This window comes from Pseudomonas sp. LBUM1646, assembly GCF_059716165.1.
In genome coordinates, this window is the sequence record NZ_CP166810.1 from 512294 (window position 1) to 526699 (window position 14406).

General features: G+C 61.2%; 17 protein-coding genes. 2 read left to right on the top strand and 15 right to left on the bottom strand.

Translation table 11 applies throughout. The features are described 5' to 3' along the window. Nucleotides 1-217: 217 nt before the first annotated feature. The 10 genes from ACA071_RS02280 to ACA071_RS02325 all read right to left on the bottom strand — a co-directional run bounded on the left by ACA071_RS02280 (nucleotide 218) and on the right by ACA071_RS02325 (nucleotide 8237). Nucleotides 218-643, bottom strand: a complete 426-nt coding sequence (locus ACA071_RS02280) for an acyl-CoA thioesterase (RefSeq protein ID WP_497642952.1) — start codon at nucleotides 641-643, stop codon at nucleotides 218-220. Further along, nucleotides 636-2180, bottom strand: coding sequence for an HAL/PAL/TAL family ammonia-lyase (locus ACA071_RS02285; protein ID WP_497642953.1), 1545 nt, complete (start codon nucleotides 2178-2180; stop codon nucleotides 636-638). Before ACA071_RS02285 ends, ACA071_RS02280 begins: the two co-directional genes overlap by 8 nt. Next, on the bottom strand, nucleotides 2161-3108 hold the full coding sequence (locus tag ACA071_RS02290) for a lysophospholipid acyltransferase family protein (protein ID WP_497642954.1): 948 nt from the start codon (nucleotides 3106-3108) through the stop codon (nucleotides 2161-2163). Before ACA071_RS02290 ends, ACA071_RS02285 begins: the two co-directional genes overlap by 20 nt. Further along, complete coding sequence (locus tag ACA071_RS02295; protein WP_497642955.1) at nucleotides 3105-3839, bottom strand: glycosyltransferase family 2 protein; 735 nt, start codon at nucleotides 3837-3839, stop codon at nucleotides 3105-3107. Before ACA071_RS02295 ends, ACA071_RS02290 begins: the two co-directional genes overlap by 4 nt. A gap of 164 nt (nucleotides 3840-4003) precedes the next feature. Then, on the bottom strand, nucleotides 4004-5683 hold the full coding sequence (locus ACA071_RS02300) for an ApeI family dehydratase (protein WP_497642956.1): 1680 nt from the start codon (nucleotides 5681-5683) through the stop codon (nucleotides 4004-4006). After that, a complete protein-coding gene (locus ACA071_RS02305; protein WP_497642957.1) occupies nucleotides 5680-6225 on the bottom strand; it encodes a COG4648 family protein in 546 nt (181 codons plus the stop codon). The genes ACA071_RS02300 and ACA071_RS02305 overlap by 4 nt, the downstream gene beginning before the upstream one ends. After that, nucleotides 6222-6476 (bottom strand): acyl carrier protein, encoded by a 255-nt coding sequence (locus ACA071_RS02310; RefSeq protein WP_007992314.1) that lies wholly within the window; start codon nucleotides 6474-6476, stop codon nucleotides 6222-6224. Before ACA071_RS02310 ends, ACA071_RS02305 begins: the two co-directional genes overlap by 4 nt. A gap of 9 nt (nucleotides 6477-6485) precedes the next feature. Then, nucleotides 6486-6746, bottom strand: a complete 261-nt coding sequence (locus ACA071_RS02315; protein WP_169371961.1) for a phosphopantetheine-binding protein — start codon at nucleotides 6744-6746, stop codon at nucleotides 6486-6488. Next, a complete protein-coding gene (locus ACA071_RS02320; RefSeq protein ID WP_497642958.1) occupies nucleotides 6727-7536 on the bottom strand; it encodes a lysophospholipid acyltransferase family protein in 810 nt (269 codons plus the stop codon). The genes ACA071_RS02315 and ACA071_RS02320 overlap by 20 nt, the downstream gene beginning before the upstream one ends. Then, nucleotides 7512-8237 carry a beta-ketoacyl synthase chain length factor gene (locus tag ACA071_RS02325; protein WP_497645257.1) on the bottom strand — a complete coding sequence of 242 codons (726 nt, stop codon included), beginning with the start codon at nucleotides 8235-8237 and terminating at the stop codon, nucleotides 7512-7514. The genes ACA071_RS02320 and ACA071_RS02325 overlap by 25 nt, the downstream gene beginning before the upstream one ends. A gap of 356 nt (nucleotides 8238-8593) precedes the next feature. Here ACA071_RS02325 and ACA071_RS02330 point away from each other — a divergent pair, with 356 nt between their 5' ends. Beyond that, complete coding sequence (locus tag ACA071_RS02330) at nucleotides 8594-9364, top strand: ParA family protein (RefSeq protein ID WP_054053184.1); 771 nt, start codon at nucleotides 8594-8596, stop codon at nucleotides 9362-9364. 96 nt (nucleotides 9365-9460) lie between these two features. On the opposite strand, the gene trxC is transcribed toward ACA071_RS02330, so the two are convergent. Then, nucleotides 9461-9895, bottom strand: coding sequence for a thioredoxin TrxC (gene trxC, locus ACA071_RS02335; protein ID WP_497642959.1), 435 nt, complete (start codon nucleotides 9893-9895; stop codon nucleotides 9461-9463). A 159-nt stretch (nucleotides 9896-10054) separates the two neighbouring features. Here trxC and ACA071_RS02340 point away from each other — a divergent pair, with 159 nt between their 5' ends. Further along, nucleotides 10055-10510, top strand: a complete 456-nt coding sequence (locus ACA071_RS02340; RefSeq protein ID WP_497642960.1) for a hypothetical protein — start codon at nucleotides 10055-10057, stop codon at nucleotides 10508-10510. A gap of 56 nt (nucleotides 10511-10566) precedes the next feature. Here the strand turns inward: ACA071_RS02340 and ACA071_RS02345 are convergent, their stop codons facing one another. From ACA071_RS02345 to selO, 4 genes are read right to left on the bottom strand one after another with little or no spacing between them, the layout of a single operon-like run. Beyond that, nucleotides 10567-11289 (bottom strand): hypothetical protein, encoded by a 723-nt coding sequence (locus ACA071_RS02345; protein ID WP_497642961.1) that lies wholly within the window; start codon nucleotides 11287-11289, stop codon nucleotides 10567-10569. Then, entirely contained in the window at nucleotides 11286-12482 is a 1197-nt protein-coding gene (locus ACA071_RS02350; protein ID WP_497642962.1) for a hypothetical protein, read from the bottom strand. Before ACA071_RS02350 ends, ACA071_RS02345 begins: the two co-directional genes overlap by 4 nt. A 45-nt stretch (nucleotides 12483-12527) precedes the next feature. Continuing rightward, nucleotides 12528-12866 carry a DUF7716 domain-containing protein gene (locus ACA071_RS02355; RefSeq protein WP_497642963.1) on the bottom strand — a complete coding sequence of 113 codons (339 nt, stop codon included), beginning with the start codon at nucleotides 12864-12866 and terminating at the stop codon, nucleotides 12528-12530. Between the two features lie 42 nt (nucleotides 12867-12908). Then, nucleotides 12909-14372, bottom strand: a complete 1464-nt coding sequence (selO, locus tag ACA071_RS02360) for a protein adenylyltransferase SelO (protein WP_497642964.1) — start codon at nucleotides 14370-14372, stop codon at nucleotides 12909-12911. Nucleotides 14373-14406 lie beyond the last annotated feature (34 nt).

Below are 14406 nucleotides of genomic sequence, written 5' to 3' on the forward strand. Positions count from 1 at the left end.
CGCAGGCTTCGCCAGCTGCTACAGAAGGCGTGCGCCTGTGAAGTGAACGCGGCCATCAACAGCAACGCAATCGCGTAGCAGCTGCCGAGCCCGCGAGGCTGCGTCCGGCGGCGAAGCTGTCGTAAAACCTGCGTATGCGGTGTGTCAGGCAAATCGCGGGGCGACTGCTTCGCAGCCGAACGCAGGCTTCGCCAGCTGCTACAGTGGGATTGGAGAATCATGGCAGCATCCTTTCAACAGCTTCGGTGAACACTTTCGGCGAGGCCAATTGCATCTCACGGCTGCTCATATCGACGGCGACTTGCACCGTGCTGGCGCGGGTCAGGCGTTCGCCGGTTTGCTGATCGCTGATCAGGTAGTTGATCTTCAACCGGTTCTCCCACTCCACCAGACTGGCGCGCACGTTGAGCTTCTGGCCGAACACCGCACCGCGCACGTAGCGCAGTTGCAGGTCGATCACCGGCCAGGCAAAACCCGACTCGACCATGGCGGTGTAGTTGTGGCCAAGCTTGTCCAGCAACGCACAGCGGGCGACTTCCAGGTATTTGACGTAATGGCCGTGCCACACCACGTTCATGGTGTCGACGTCAAAGAACGGCACGAGGATTTCCGTATCGGCGTGAAGCACTCCCTTGCTACGCATGCAGCCTCCAATGTTGCTCGGCGATTCGTTTCAGGCACAGGCGCAATTCGCCTTCCAGGGCGCGGTCTTCGATGACCGGCGGGAAGTCCTTGGCCAGTTCTTCGTGCATGGCGGCCAGGGACGGCGGCAGTGGTCGTGCGTCTTCGGCCTGGCCACGCAGCCAGACGCCTTGATTGGCAGCCAGCAACGTCGCGGCGGCGACCTGTTCGGTCAGCTCCAGCACGCGAACGGCATCGCGGGCAGCGATGGTGCCCATGCTCACTTTGTCCTGGTTATGGCACTCGGTGGAGCGCGAGAACACGCTGGCCGGCATCGTATTTTTCAGGGCTTCGGCGGTCCAGGCGCTGGTGCCGATCTGGACCGCCTTAAAGCCGTGGTTGAGCATGGCGCGGTCAGCGCTGGCGCCGGACAGATTGCTCGGCAAGCCGTGGTTGTAACGTTCATCCACCAGCAAGGCGAGCTGGCGGTCGAGCAAGTCGGCAACGTTGGCGACCAGGGTTTTCAGGCTGTCCATGGCGAACGCGATATGGCCGCCGTAGAAGTGCCCGCCGTGCAGCACGCGTTCGGCTTCAGCGTCGATGATCGGGTTGTCGTTGGCGCTGTTGAGCTCGATCTCGATGAACGAGCGCAGCCAGTTCAGGCTGTCGGCCAGCACGCCGAGCACATGCGGTGCGCAACGCAGGGAATAGCGGTCTTGCAGGCGATGCAGCGGCGCGGTCGGTGCGTCGATCGCCAGATCCTTGCGCAGCCACGCGGCGACTTGCATCTGCCCCGGATGCGGCTTGGCGGCGAACAGGCGTTCGTCGAAATGCTCCGGGTTGCCTTGCAGGGCGACCACGTTCATCGCGGTGATGCGCGTGGCCAGTTGCAGCAGGTAATTGGCGCGGGCGAAGGCCAGGCAAGCGATGCCAGTCATTACCGCGGTGCCATTCATCAGCGCCAGGGCTTCTTTGGGGCGCAACACCAGTGGCGTCCAACCGAGTTCGCGATGGACGTCGGCGGCTTCCCGGCGTTCGCCACGGAACATCACTTCGCGCTCGCCGGACAAGGTCGCAGCGACGTAGGACAGCGGCGTCAAATCACCACTGGCGCCGACCGAACCTTCCTCCGGGATCAGCGGCAGGATGTCGTATTCGAGGAAGGCTTGCAGGCGTTCCAGCAACTCCACGCGCACCCCGGACACACCGTGGCACAACGACTGCAAACGCGCCGCGAGTACCGCGCGGGTGGCCTGGGCGTCGAGCAGTTTGCCCAGGCCACAACCGTGAAAGGTGTACAGATGACGCGGCAGCGCTTCGACGTGATGCAGCGGCACGGCCACCACGCAGGAATCGCCGTAGCCGGTGGTCACGCCGTAGATCACGCCTTCCTTGTCCAGCAGGGAATCGAGGAATCGCGCGCCTTTGGCGATGCGCTCGCGAAATTCAGGGTCGCCCTGCAGCTGCGTCGGCGCCTGACGATTGGCCAGGGCCAGCACGTCTTCGATGCGCAAAGGGAGTTCGCCGAAGGTTACCGGCTCAAGCGTTGGCGTCGTCATCGGTCTTCCAGAAAGGGTAAAAGTTGAACCATTGTTGTGGCGCTTCAAGGCAATAGTGACCCAAGCGTTCGGCGTAGCGGGAAGCCCACTGATGAATGACCTGTTCGCGGTCGCTGCGCTTCCACACCACCGCTTCGGCGAACGGTTCGAGGGTCAGTCGGTAGGCGCCCGTCGGTTGCTTCAGGCACAGCAACAGATTGACCTTGCACTTGAGCAAGCCGGCCAGCAGCCAAGGGCCTTGGGGAAATGCCGCCGGATGACCGAGGAAGTCCACGATCACGCGGCGCCCGCCATGCAGCGGCACACGGTCGCCGGCAATCGCCAGCCACTCGCCGCGCTCCAGGCGTTCGTGCAGTTGCAGCATGATCACCGGGTCCAGCTCGCTGACCTGAATCAGGCGCAAATTGGTCGCCCCGGCCTCACCGAGCAAACGGTTGAACTGCTCGGCGTGCTTGGTGTGCACCAGCACGTTCATCGTGACTTGTTCGCCGATCTCCGCCAGTGCACGGCAGACCTCAAGATTGCCCAAGTGTGCGCCCACCAACATCTGCCCACGGGCGCCGCGCAGTTGGGTGCGCAACAGCGCCGGGTCGTCGATTTCGATCTGCTTGATGCTCAGCTTGCCGTTCCACACGTCGAGCTTGTCGAGCATGGAATCGGCGAAGGCCATGAACTGGCCGAAGACGCGCCAATGGGTCGGACGCAACTCCGGACGAGCGCTAAAGTCGGCGAGGCGTTGTTGGTATTGCCAGGCGCTTTTGCGCGCGCTGCGGCCGAACAGGAAAAAGTACAAAACGATGCCGTACAGCAAAGGGCTCAATAGCCGCCGACCGAGCACTTTGGCGCAGACGGCGGTGAATTTCATCAGCCAGAAACTGCCGCGCTCCTGGCGATCGGCCCAGTGTTTTTTATCCGCGTCAGTGCTCATGCCCGCCACCGTCGCCAGAGGATCACCGGAGCACGCAACAACATGCCGAAGAACAGCCGGGTGTGCATGCTCGAAATCAGCACGTTGTCGTGGAACAGGCGAAAGTGCGAGACGCCGTCCAACGGGTAATGAACCTTGGTTTGCAGCCACTGCATCGGCAGATTGCGCCAGGCCAGCCGCACCAGAATGTCCGAGTCGAAATCCATGCGCTTGCCGATCTTCGCCGAACTGATCAGCGCCAGGGTCGGCGGTAATGGATAGACGCGGAAGCCGCACATCGAATCGCGGATCTGCAGCGACAGGGTGTTGATCCACACCATCACGTGGGTCAGGTAGCGCGCATACAAACGACCCTTGGGCACGCTGGCGTCGTACAGCGGATAACCGCAGATCACCGCTTCGGGATGGGCGCGGGATTGTTCGATGAAGGTCGCGACATCGGTCAGGTCATGCTGGCCGTCGGCGTCCACTTGCAGCGCGTGGCTGAAACCCAGGCGCGAGGCTTCGCGCAAACCGGTCATGACTGCGCCGCCCTTGCCCTGATTGACGGTGAGGCGGATCAGAAACACGTTGTCCCGCTGCGCCAGTTGATCGAGTACTTTTGCGCAGGCCGGGGTGCTGGCGTCATCGACCAGAATGCACGGCAAATTCCGGGCGAGCAGCGCATCGACCACCGTGGTGATGGCGGTTTCGTGGTTGTAGACCGGGATGATGGCGCAGGGGTTATGCATTTGGACACCCTCCGCGCCCCTGTAGCAGCTGGCGAAGCCTGCGTCCGGCCGCGAAGCGGTCGTAAAACAGGTCACTGAGGACTTTCAGCATAACCGTGGCAGCCCGATTGCGAGCGCTTCGCACTCGGACGCAGCCTGCGGCAGCTGCTACACGGGAATTCAACTTATCCACAGGTCGCCTCCAGCACGATCCGCCCACTTGAGCAGGTGGCGGTGTCGTTGCGAAAGGTGAAATACAACTTGCTGCGCACCGGGTCGAACCTCAGGTGCAACTGGATTTCATCGCCCGGACGCACCAGTTGCTGGAATTTCAGCACTTCCATGCCGGCGAACATGGCCGGCAGGTTCATCAGCTGTTGACCCAGATTCAGCGCCCAATCCACCTGCACCACACCGGGCAATACCGGCGCCTGAGGGAAGTGCCCGCTGAAGTAGGCCAGGTCCGGTGGCACCGCCAGTTGCAGACTCCACTCGCCGTCCGTTTCGACCTGCTCCAGTACTTGCGGTGCCTTCGGGCGCGGTGCCAACAGCAGCGCTTCAACCTCGGCCTGGGGCAGTTTGCCTTGGGCGTTCAACGGCAGTTGTCGCAGCAAGCGCCAGCGCCGGGGCAAGGCGAGGGCTTCGCAATGCTGGCTGAGGTGCTGACGCAACTCCTGAGTGAGGGTTCGCCGACCCTGATTGCGCAGGGCATGCAGCCCTTTTTGGCTGAGCACCAGCACCGCGCCCAATGAGGCGCGGTTTTCCTGAACCACCCCGAGGCGCGCTTCGGCGACCCAGTCGTGGGCCATCAGCGCTTGTTCCAGCATCGGTAGCGAGATACGTTTTTCTTCCAGTTTGACAATCCGGTCCAGCCGTCCCAGCAGTTCGAAGCGGCCGTCGGCGGCGATTCGTGCGGCGTCGGCAGTGTGTTCGATGTGGTCGGCCGGCAAGTACGGCGATGCGATGAGCAGGGCACCGTCGCTGTCCTGGCTCAGGATAACGTCGGCGAACGGCCGCCAGAGGTCTTGCCCCTGACGCCAGGCAATACCGCCGGTTTCCGAGCTGCCGAGGATTTCCGTCGGCCATTGCTGCAAGCGTTCGAACAGGCTTTGTGCCGCGTCGGCGGGCAGGGCGCCGCCGGAGGAAAACACCCGACGCACCGCGCTCAGGGCCGGCCAGTCGAGGTTGTCACCCATGCGCTTGAGCAGCGCCGGGCTCGCGACCCAGGCGAACGCCGGGTGTTCGCGGCTGGCGCGCTGCAAGTCTTCCGGGAAGGCCAGTTGCTTGCGCACGAACGGCCGCCCGGCGCACAGCGGCCACAGCACCCGGAACAGCAAACCGTAAATGTGTTGAGTGCCGACACTGCCGATGATGCAGGCCTGGCCCAGATCGGCGCCCCACAGCTGTTCCAGGGCTTGGACTTCATTGGCCAGCTGGCGCAGGGTTTTGTCGATGCGCTTGGGTTCGCCACTCGAGCCGGAGGTGCACAGGCTGAGCTGGCAGCGATCCAGATCCAGCGCGACGGCGGGCATTGGCGCGTGCTGATAGTCGCTCAGATGCGCGTCGTCGGCCTGATCGGTCAGCCACAGATCGACTTCACTCGACCAGCGCTGACGCGTCTGGGCTTGCAGATCGGCGGGCAGCAAGACGCTGACCCCGGCACGCCAGGCGCCCAGCAGCGCAATCGCCAGCTCGGCGGCGTCTTCGAGGTGCACGGCAATGCGCTGCAGGCCTTGGGCTTGCAGGCCGGCGGCGAGGCTCAGGGCCTGTTCGCACAATTGCGCGTGATTCAGCGCCGGGCCGGCCGTCATGGCACGTTCCGGCTGAGCCTTGAGCAGCAGGTGCTCAAGTGTTATCCAATTCATGGGTGGCCTCGTACCCGTTGTCGTATTAGCCATTCAATGGCAAACATCAGGCCGATCAATCCATAGGAGATCAGGCCGGTGTACAACATCCACCAACTCAGCGGTGCCCAAAGGGTCAGCGCGGCGGCGCACAAACCGTTGCAGAGAAAAAACACACTCCAGGCCACCGTGACCTGGCGGGTATAAACAATCGCCTTGGCCGGCAGATGCGGTTCACGCAGGCGGGCCAGGCGTTCGGCCATCGGCGGGCCGTATTTCAGGCTCAGCCCGAACAGCGCGAGCATGAAGCCGCTGATCAATACCGGGTACCAACGCAACAGCGCCGGACTGTCAAACACGGCCAGTAGCAGGCAAAACACGATGGCGACGATGGCCATCCACAGGCTGCCTGGGCGCCGCAAGCCGGTCAGCGCACGCGCCAGCCACAGGCTGCCCAACAGCAAGCCAAACTGCCACGGGGCGAAGTGCTCCATGCCGAAATACACCGCGAAGGGGTACAGCAGGCCCGCCAGCAGCAGGCCAAGGCCGATCACTCGGCTCATGCGGCCGGTTGAACCAGACGGTAGACCGCCTCGACCACGTCGCTGACGGTACGCACCGATTTGAATTCTTCGGCGGCGATTTTCTTGCCGGTCTGACGCTTGATGTGATCGATCAGGTCGACGGCGTCGATGCTGTCGATTTCCAGGTCCTGGTACAGGTTGGATTCCAGGCTGACGCGCTCGGGGTCCAGCTCGAAGAGTTCGACCAGGGCATCGCGCAGGGTGTTGAAAATGTCGTCACGAGTTTGCATGGTCCGGTCTCAAGCTGCCTGTTTTGCAGTGACGAACGCCGCAAGGCTCGCCACGTTGGTGAAGTGATTACGGGTGTCCTTGGCGTCGGCATCGATCTTGATGCCGTACTTTTTCTGGATCGCCAGGCCGAGTTCCAGGGCGTCTACCGAGTCCAGGCCCAGGCCTTCGCCAAACAGCGTCTGGTCGTCGCCGATGTCGTCGATGCTGATGTCTTCAAGGCCCAGAGCGTCGATGATCAGGGTTTTTATTTCACGGTGCAGATCGCTCATCTTCGGCGAGCTCCTTAATAAAGTAGTGATGCAAGTAATCGTTGAGCTTGCGCGAGGCCTGCGGGGGCGGGCCCTGCGCGGCAAAGGCTTGTGGGTCTATATCGGCACCCACACGGAAACTGAAGTGCACGCGACGTTTTGGTATCCGATACCACGGCTCGGCCTTGGTCAATGTGGTCGGGCTGACCTTGATAATTACCGGGGTGAGGATTTTCGCACCACGCAGGGCAATGGCCGCGGCACCCCGATGAAAGGCCGGTGCCTGGCCGGGTTGGGTGCGGGTGCCTTCGGGGAAGATGATCAAGGTCTGGCCGCTTTTCAGTGCATCGGCAGCGGCGTCGAGCATGTCCATGCTGCCGTCGTTGCTGATGTATTCGGTGCTGCGCAGCGGACCGCGGGTGAAGGGGTTCTCCCAGAGACTCTTTTTGACCACGCAGTTGGCGTGGCGCACCAGGCCGATCAGGAACACCACGTCAATCAGTGACGGGTGGTTGGCGATGATCATCTGCCCCGGGCGACCGAGTTTTTCCGCGCCCTGAATGTCGTAGGTCAGCACGCCGGTGCGGGCCATGAAGCGGACAAAAAACCAGAAACAGCGACTGACGGTTTTGCGCGCGCGCAACCGATGGGCCTGGGCATCGCCGGGCAGGCAGCCGAGCAGCGGGAAAACCAGCAGCCGCAGGCATAGCCCGCCCAACCCGAACAGGGTGAAGCTCGCGGCGGTGGCCAGCAGGCGCCAGTAATAGGCGTCGCGGTTTTTATCGGCTACAGGTTGCGTTGCCAGGTCCATACACGATTTTTCCAGGCATGTTGGCAGGTTGACTGCTGGCCGAGCAGGGTACGCAATAGATTCAAGGCATGGGGCCAGTGAGCTTTGGACAGTGCATCCGGGTTGCTGTTCAGGGACAGCTGCCAGTCAGTGCCGGGGGTGAGCAGCAGACCGACCGCGTAAGGGAATGGCACATCGTCGATCCAGGCCGAATAGGCCTCGGGCGGTTGTTCTTCAGTGACCACCAGCAACACGGCGGGGGCACCCTCGGAAAGTAGCGCCGCCGCCTCAAGCATGCCGTGTTCAAGCCCGTCGCCAGCGGCGGCGAGGGCAGTCATCTCGCTGGTTTCGCCGCGCATGATCGACCACAGCCCAATGACCGCATTGTGCACAGAGAGGCTGAATTGGGTCGGCGACAGCGGCTGATCGGCCGCCAGGTCGCTGAGAATATCGAAGGTGCGCGGGGTTTCGCCGTGACGGGAAATAAAGACCAACGGTAGGTCCTGCCGACCACCGGCCAACGGCCAGCCGACACTGAAGGCCATCCGCGCCAGGCGACTGAGTCGCCGACGCTGCATGGCCGGCAGAAACGACACATCGGGGGCGGCATCGCTGCTTTGGAGCGCGACCGGTTGTCGGCTCCAGGCCTGCCAATCGTCCACGCTTTCGAGCCCAGGGGCCCATGCGCGCCATTGGGCGATGTTGAAGTTGATCACAAAGATTCATCCCGCCCCTGCGGGCTTTCCTTGACGCGGTGAGTCGCACAATCTGCGCCCGACCTTGCGTGGCGCTTAACGCCGAGTGGCGCGCATTATCCCGGTGCGGCGGGCGTGTAGCAAATGCTGGTTACATTTTGCGCAATCAAATGTACCGTTTGGTTCGTGAAAAAGCTGTCGTATGGCCATTATCCACACGGTGGCGAGCAAGTCTGTCGGTTCTGTCTGCGATGAATGGACGAGTTCGCGGCTTTTTCACCAAGAGATTACGCCTGACTGTGTAGTCCCTATGCCCGCGAGGTAGCTAAGCGGCGCCGTGGACTACTACACTCGGTCATTCTTTGATACACGGAGGTTTCGACATGCGGCGCGTGGTGTTCAATCAGAAAGGTGGTGTGGGTAAATCCAGCATTGCCTGCAATCTGGCAGCGGTCAGTGCCAGCGAGGGGTATCGCACCCTGTTGGTGGATCTCGATGCCCAGGCCAACTCCACTCAATACCTGACCGGCCTCACCGGCAATGACATCCCCATGGGCATCGCCGATTTCTTCAAGCAGACCTTGTCTTCCGGACCGTTCTCGAAGAAAAACCAGGTGGATATCTACGAAACCCCGTTCGATAACCTCCACGTCATCACCGCCACCGCCGAGCTGGCCGATTTGCAGCCCAAACTTGAGGCTAAACACAAGATCAACAAACTGCGCAAACTGCTCGATGAGCTGAGCGAAGACTACGACCGGATCTACCTCGATACACCGCCGGCGCTGAACTTCTATGCGGTGTCGGCGTTGATTGCCGCTGATCGGGTGCTCATTCCTTTCGACTGCGACAGCTTCTCGCGTCAGGCGCTGTATGGCTTGCTGGCGGAAATCGAAGAGTTGAAGGAAGACCACAACGAAGGGCTGGAAGTCGAAGGCATTGTGGTCAACCAGTTCCAGGCCCGCGCGAGCCTGCCTCAGCAAATCCTCGACGAACTGATCGCCGAAGGCCTGCCGGTATTGCCGGTGTACCTGGGCAGCTCGGTGCGCATGCGTGAATCGCACCAAGCCAATACGCCGCTGATCCACCTCGATCCGCGGCACAAGCTGACGCAGCAGTTTGTCGAGCTGCACAACCTGCTGGAAAACGCCTGAAGATCGAAAGATCGCAGCCTGCGGCAGCTCCTGCCGGATCGGTGAAACGCCGATACCTATGGAGCTGCCGCAGGCTGCGATCTTTTAAAGCTGTTATCAAATCCCCTGGCTACGCAACCAACTCATCAACTGCGGCAACGGAAATGCCCCGCTCTGGCGCGCCACTTCCCGGCCGTTCTTGAACAGAATCAGGCTTGGAATCGAACGAATCCCCAACTGCGCCGACAACTGCTGGTTTGCCTCGCTGTCGAGCTTCGCCAACCGACATTTGCCCGCCAACTGCCCCGCCGCCTGCTCGAACACCGGCGCAAACGACTTGCATGGCCCGCACCAGTCGGCCCAGACGTCCACCAGCAACGGCAGATCGCCCTTGATCTGACTGGCGTAATCGCCCTGGGTCAACTCGAAAGGTTTGCTCAGCAGGACTTCAGCCTTGCAACGCCCGCATTTCGGCTGGTCGTTGAGGCGCTCGGCGGGGATACGGTTGAGGCCGTTGCAGTGGGGGCAGGGAATGAGCAGTGGCTCGGACATGCGCGCAGCTCCGCAAAAATCGATAAGGAGTGCAGTAAGTGGTGGCGTGCGGGCGAAAATCAAGTTGCCGGGGACATCCGCTGCGGTGGCTGGCACGCTCTGATAGGATTGCGCGCGGCTTTTCAGGGCCGCACTGTTTACTAAAGGGAATTAACCGTCATGAGCCACACCAATGAGCCCGCTTCGGGCGCCGATGCCACGCCTTACAACGACGCGAACCTGAGTTGCGGCTACTGCAACTGCTCGCTAAAGCCTACGTATCAGCAAGCATTTGATCTGGTCGAGCAACAGCCCATCAATTGCCATCAGTGCCGTTCGGATCTGCTACTCGCGGAAGCCGACCGTCAGGTCTTGGGCAAAAAACTGCAAAGTGCCGCCCGCATGGGCAAGCTGGCGCTGCTGATTCTGGGCCCGTACTTCTTGTTCGGCCTGATCTCGGGTATCTACTTTATGTTCTTTGCCAAAGCGCCGTTTCCGGGCTTCTCCGGGGCGTTGGTGGTGGGCGGTATTGTCCTGGGATTCATCATCAAGAGCCTCGGTACGGATAACACCGAGTGCGATTTTGTGCTGTTCAAGCACGGCGAGGGGCCGGCTGCTCCGACTCAGGCGGCGTAACACGCCGGCGGTGCGGGCCCTGTGACCGTCAGTGAGGTTCGGGCGCCCGTGCGAACTCAGTGAGACTGCACAAACAGCGCGTCGGCTGGCAGCAACGAGCCCAGGGTTTGCAGGTAACTGTCCAGCAAGTGCTCCGGCAAATACGCTTCGAACCCGTCATTGCGGTCCGCCTGACAAGCGACAACCCTATGGTTCTTGCGGTCGATGAGCACGCGCTGGCAGGTGCGCCAAGGTGCCGAGATCTGCGGGTGCATGTCGAGGTCCAGCCCCAGCCAGGCGCGTGGACCTACCAGAGTCGCCGCGACGGTCGGCGCAAGCAACCAGGCCAGTGGCGGGTTGCCGTGCACCAGGACAAGGCTCAGTAGCGGGACACCGATTCGCAGCAGGCCGAGAATGCGCCCGGCATGCTCCGGGATAGCTCGATACTGGAGGCGCCAGCCATTACCCGGGTGGATGCCGAAGTAGTAGGCGGACTTGCGGCGAACCACCATGACCCACAGGTAGCTGATGATCAGCAACCAAGCCACGCCAAAGCCGCTGCTGAACAGCACCGACTTTTGTTCAGGGTAGGGGCGGCTGACGTAGTCTTCATACAGGCCGTTGGCCAGAGCAATGATTGCGAACAACACCAGCAACGCCATGGTGATATCCCATGCGCGGGTCGGTCGGGTCTGAACCTTGATCGACCAGGCCATCAGCGGCGGCTCGGTCGAGTCCGGCCCACGCTGCATTCCAAACCCGAGGGGCGGCAACCCATCACACCCGCTTTCGCGGATCACACCGATTCCTGGTCTTGCTTGGTGAGGCTAATCGTTGCCGCGGTGGACGTTTGCGTGTCTTTGGCACGCGGTCGACGTTGGCGGATCCGCCGTAGCATGTTGATGCCGTAAGCAATGCACAGCCCGCCACTGGCGTAATGCACCCAGGCCTGCGCATGACTGCGATCTGCGTCGGGATAGCACGCGTAGGCAAGCGACGCCGAGGTGGCGAGCAAGCAGAACATGATCAGGTTGCTATTGGGGTTTTCGTGGTCCTGATACCGCCAGTCGGGGTAGGCGTCCGGCAGGCCTTCAATGTGGAGTACCCATGTTTCTTTGGTTTGGACATGGGCAATAACGGTTTGCCCCTCTTCAAGGTATTGCTCGACGAGCATTTTGACGGGGGCCATTAGCACGAAGCTTCTTTCGCCAACCCTGATTTGAGAGCCCACCGGGTTGCGGCGATAGACGCCTTGTACCAAGTTCACCGTTTCTCGCGGTCGGTGTTTCTCCAGGGTCATCGGTACAAACCCGGCAATGGCAATCAAGGTGCCCAAGATGTACCAGCCCGGGTTGTTGCCCAGTAAGTCGATGGCCATTGCCCAGAACATCAGCATGGTCAACACGACGGCGGCGCTACCCAGAACGCGCCGCAGATCGGGCATGTCGGTATAGATTTCGTAGGCGGCGAGGCGACGTTCTTTTTTGCTGGTGCGCCGCTGACCGAGTATCAGCGTGGAAGGGTCGTCTATCCTCGGCCCAGGGATGCCAAAATCCCACTGGGCGCGGATCCTGGCGAACGTTTCGACGCTCTGTGCGAAGTCTTCAATGGCGTAGCCATCATTCAGCCTGATCACATACGCGCGTTTTTTTCCGCAGATGACTTCAATCTGGTTTTCGCCCTGCTCGTTCAGAAACTCTTTTGCCTCGACAGGCAGAAACACCGGAAGGTCGCCGATCAGGTCCATTCCGGTCCAGTCCGCCATGGTCCCGCCTTTTCGATACGGACCGCTGTGTTGGCGAACCTCTCGTTCGAAGGTTTCTTTGGGGTAGTAGATGGCGAGCAGTCGCTGCTCATTGATCGATGCGCAGCGCAGGGGCGCACAGCCACGAAACCATTTGAATTTGAAGCGATAGGCCCAAATGCCGCCGATAAAAATCGCCAGTAACAGCACTTGGAACAGCATGATGCCGATTGACAGCAATCCTTGCACGGGAACGTCCTTGTCGTGATTTGGTACGGTTTTTCTGGAAGCGGATCAGTCGAAACTCATGAAGCAATCGTGCTCGGCGTAATACCCGATCGCTTTCAGCAGTTCGGAGTCTGTCACTGACGGTTTGTGGTGCAGCGCACTCATCACCACATCCTCCAGTAGTTCGTCGCTGAACCAGAACTCAAGACCCTGGTGGACGACAAAGTCCGGATAAGTTTCTTCGTCGTTGTCAGTGATCTGGGGAAAGGCTTCGATCACGCAGAGGGTTTGCAAGGTGATGGTGCTGGAGTCCTGAGCGCCATAGACACAGAAATGCAGGGTTTTTTCCTGTTTTCTGAGAATCCCGATCAGTTCGCCAACGGTGAGTTGCTGTTGGTAGTGCATGAAACGTCCCTGTTCATTTAGTAAACGGTCACCTGGCGGACCTCACGACGAGCAACTGATCTCCAGATGCTTGCCCCATTCCGGTGGCCGCTCGGCGTAGCTCTCCATTCCCGCCTGTTCCACAAACGGATTACTCAGCACCGTATGCAGGCGGCGAACCTCGGCATAGTCGCCACTTTCTGCCGCATCAATGGCTTTCTGCGCCAGGTAGTTGCGCAGGATATACAGCGGATTAACCGCATGCATCCGCCCACGACGCTGCTCCTGATCAACCGCGCCTTCACGGGTAACCCGAGCGATATACAGCTCGCCCCAGGCATCAAAGCCCTTGATGTCGACGAAGTCATCACGCAAGCGAGCGACGGCCAACTCGGGTGATTCGTCGCCGAGGCGGCGGAAGAACAGCGTGTAATCAACGCCACTGTTTTGCATCAGTTGCAGCAGACGCTCCAGCAATTTCTGGTCATCGTCTTCAGCGGTGGTCAGGCCGAGGCGGCGGCGCATCAGGTCCAGGTAGTGGGCCTGGTACAGCGGCAGGTACAGGCCGAGGGTTTCGCGCAGGGCGTCGACGCTGATGAATGGCGTCAGGGCCTGGGCGAGGGCGCTGAGGTTCCACTGGCCGATCGGCACCTGGTTGCTGAAGGAGTAGCGGCCCTGATCATCGGAATGATTGCAGATGAAGTTGGCGTCGAAGTCATCGAGGAAGGCGAATGGGCCGAAGTCGAAGGTGATGCCCAGGATCGACATGTTGTCGGTGTTCATCACCCCGTGGCAGAAACCATAGGCCTGCCATTTGGCGATCAGCTCGGCGTTGCGCTCGACGATTTCGCGGAACATCGCCAAGTACGGTTCCGGCTGTTCCAGGCATTCGGGGAAGTGCATGGCGAGCACGTGCTCGCCGAGGGCTTTTTGCTGTTCGGGACGCTTGGTGTAGTAGAAATATTCGAAATGACCGAAGCGCACATGGCTCGGCGACAGCCGCAGGACCATGGCCGCGCGTTCCTGTTTCTCGCGCCATACCGGCGTGTCGGAGCCGATGACGCACAGGGCGCGGGTGGTCGGGATGTTCAGGGCGTGCAGCGCTTCGGAGGCGAGAAACTCGCGGATCGATGAACGCAGCACCGCCCGTCCATCGCCCATGCGTGAGTACGGCGTCTGACCGGCGCCCTTGAGGTGCAAGTCCCAATGCTCGCCCGCCTCGTTGTACACCTCGCCCAGCAACAAACCGCGACCGTCGCCCAGTTGCGGGTTGTAGGAACCGAATTGATGCCCGGAATAGACCATCGCCCGAGGTTCGGCTTCAGCCCAGAGCTTGTGCCCGCCAAACAGTTCGGCGAACACCGGCGTCTCGGCCACGGCCGGGTCCAGGTCCAGCAGGGCCATGGCGGCAGGGCTGGCGACCACCAGTCGCGGCGCGGCGATGGGCTCGGGCAGCACATGGGTTGAGAACGCATCGCCCAGGCGGGCAAAGCGATTGTCGAAGGTCAGTTCGTCGAGGGCTTTCAACGGCCATCTCCAGCAGAATGTCCGAGCATTCTGC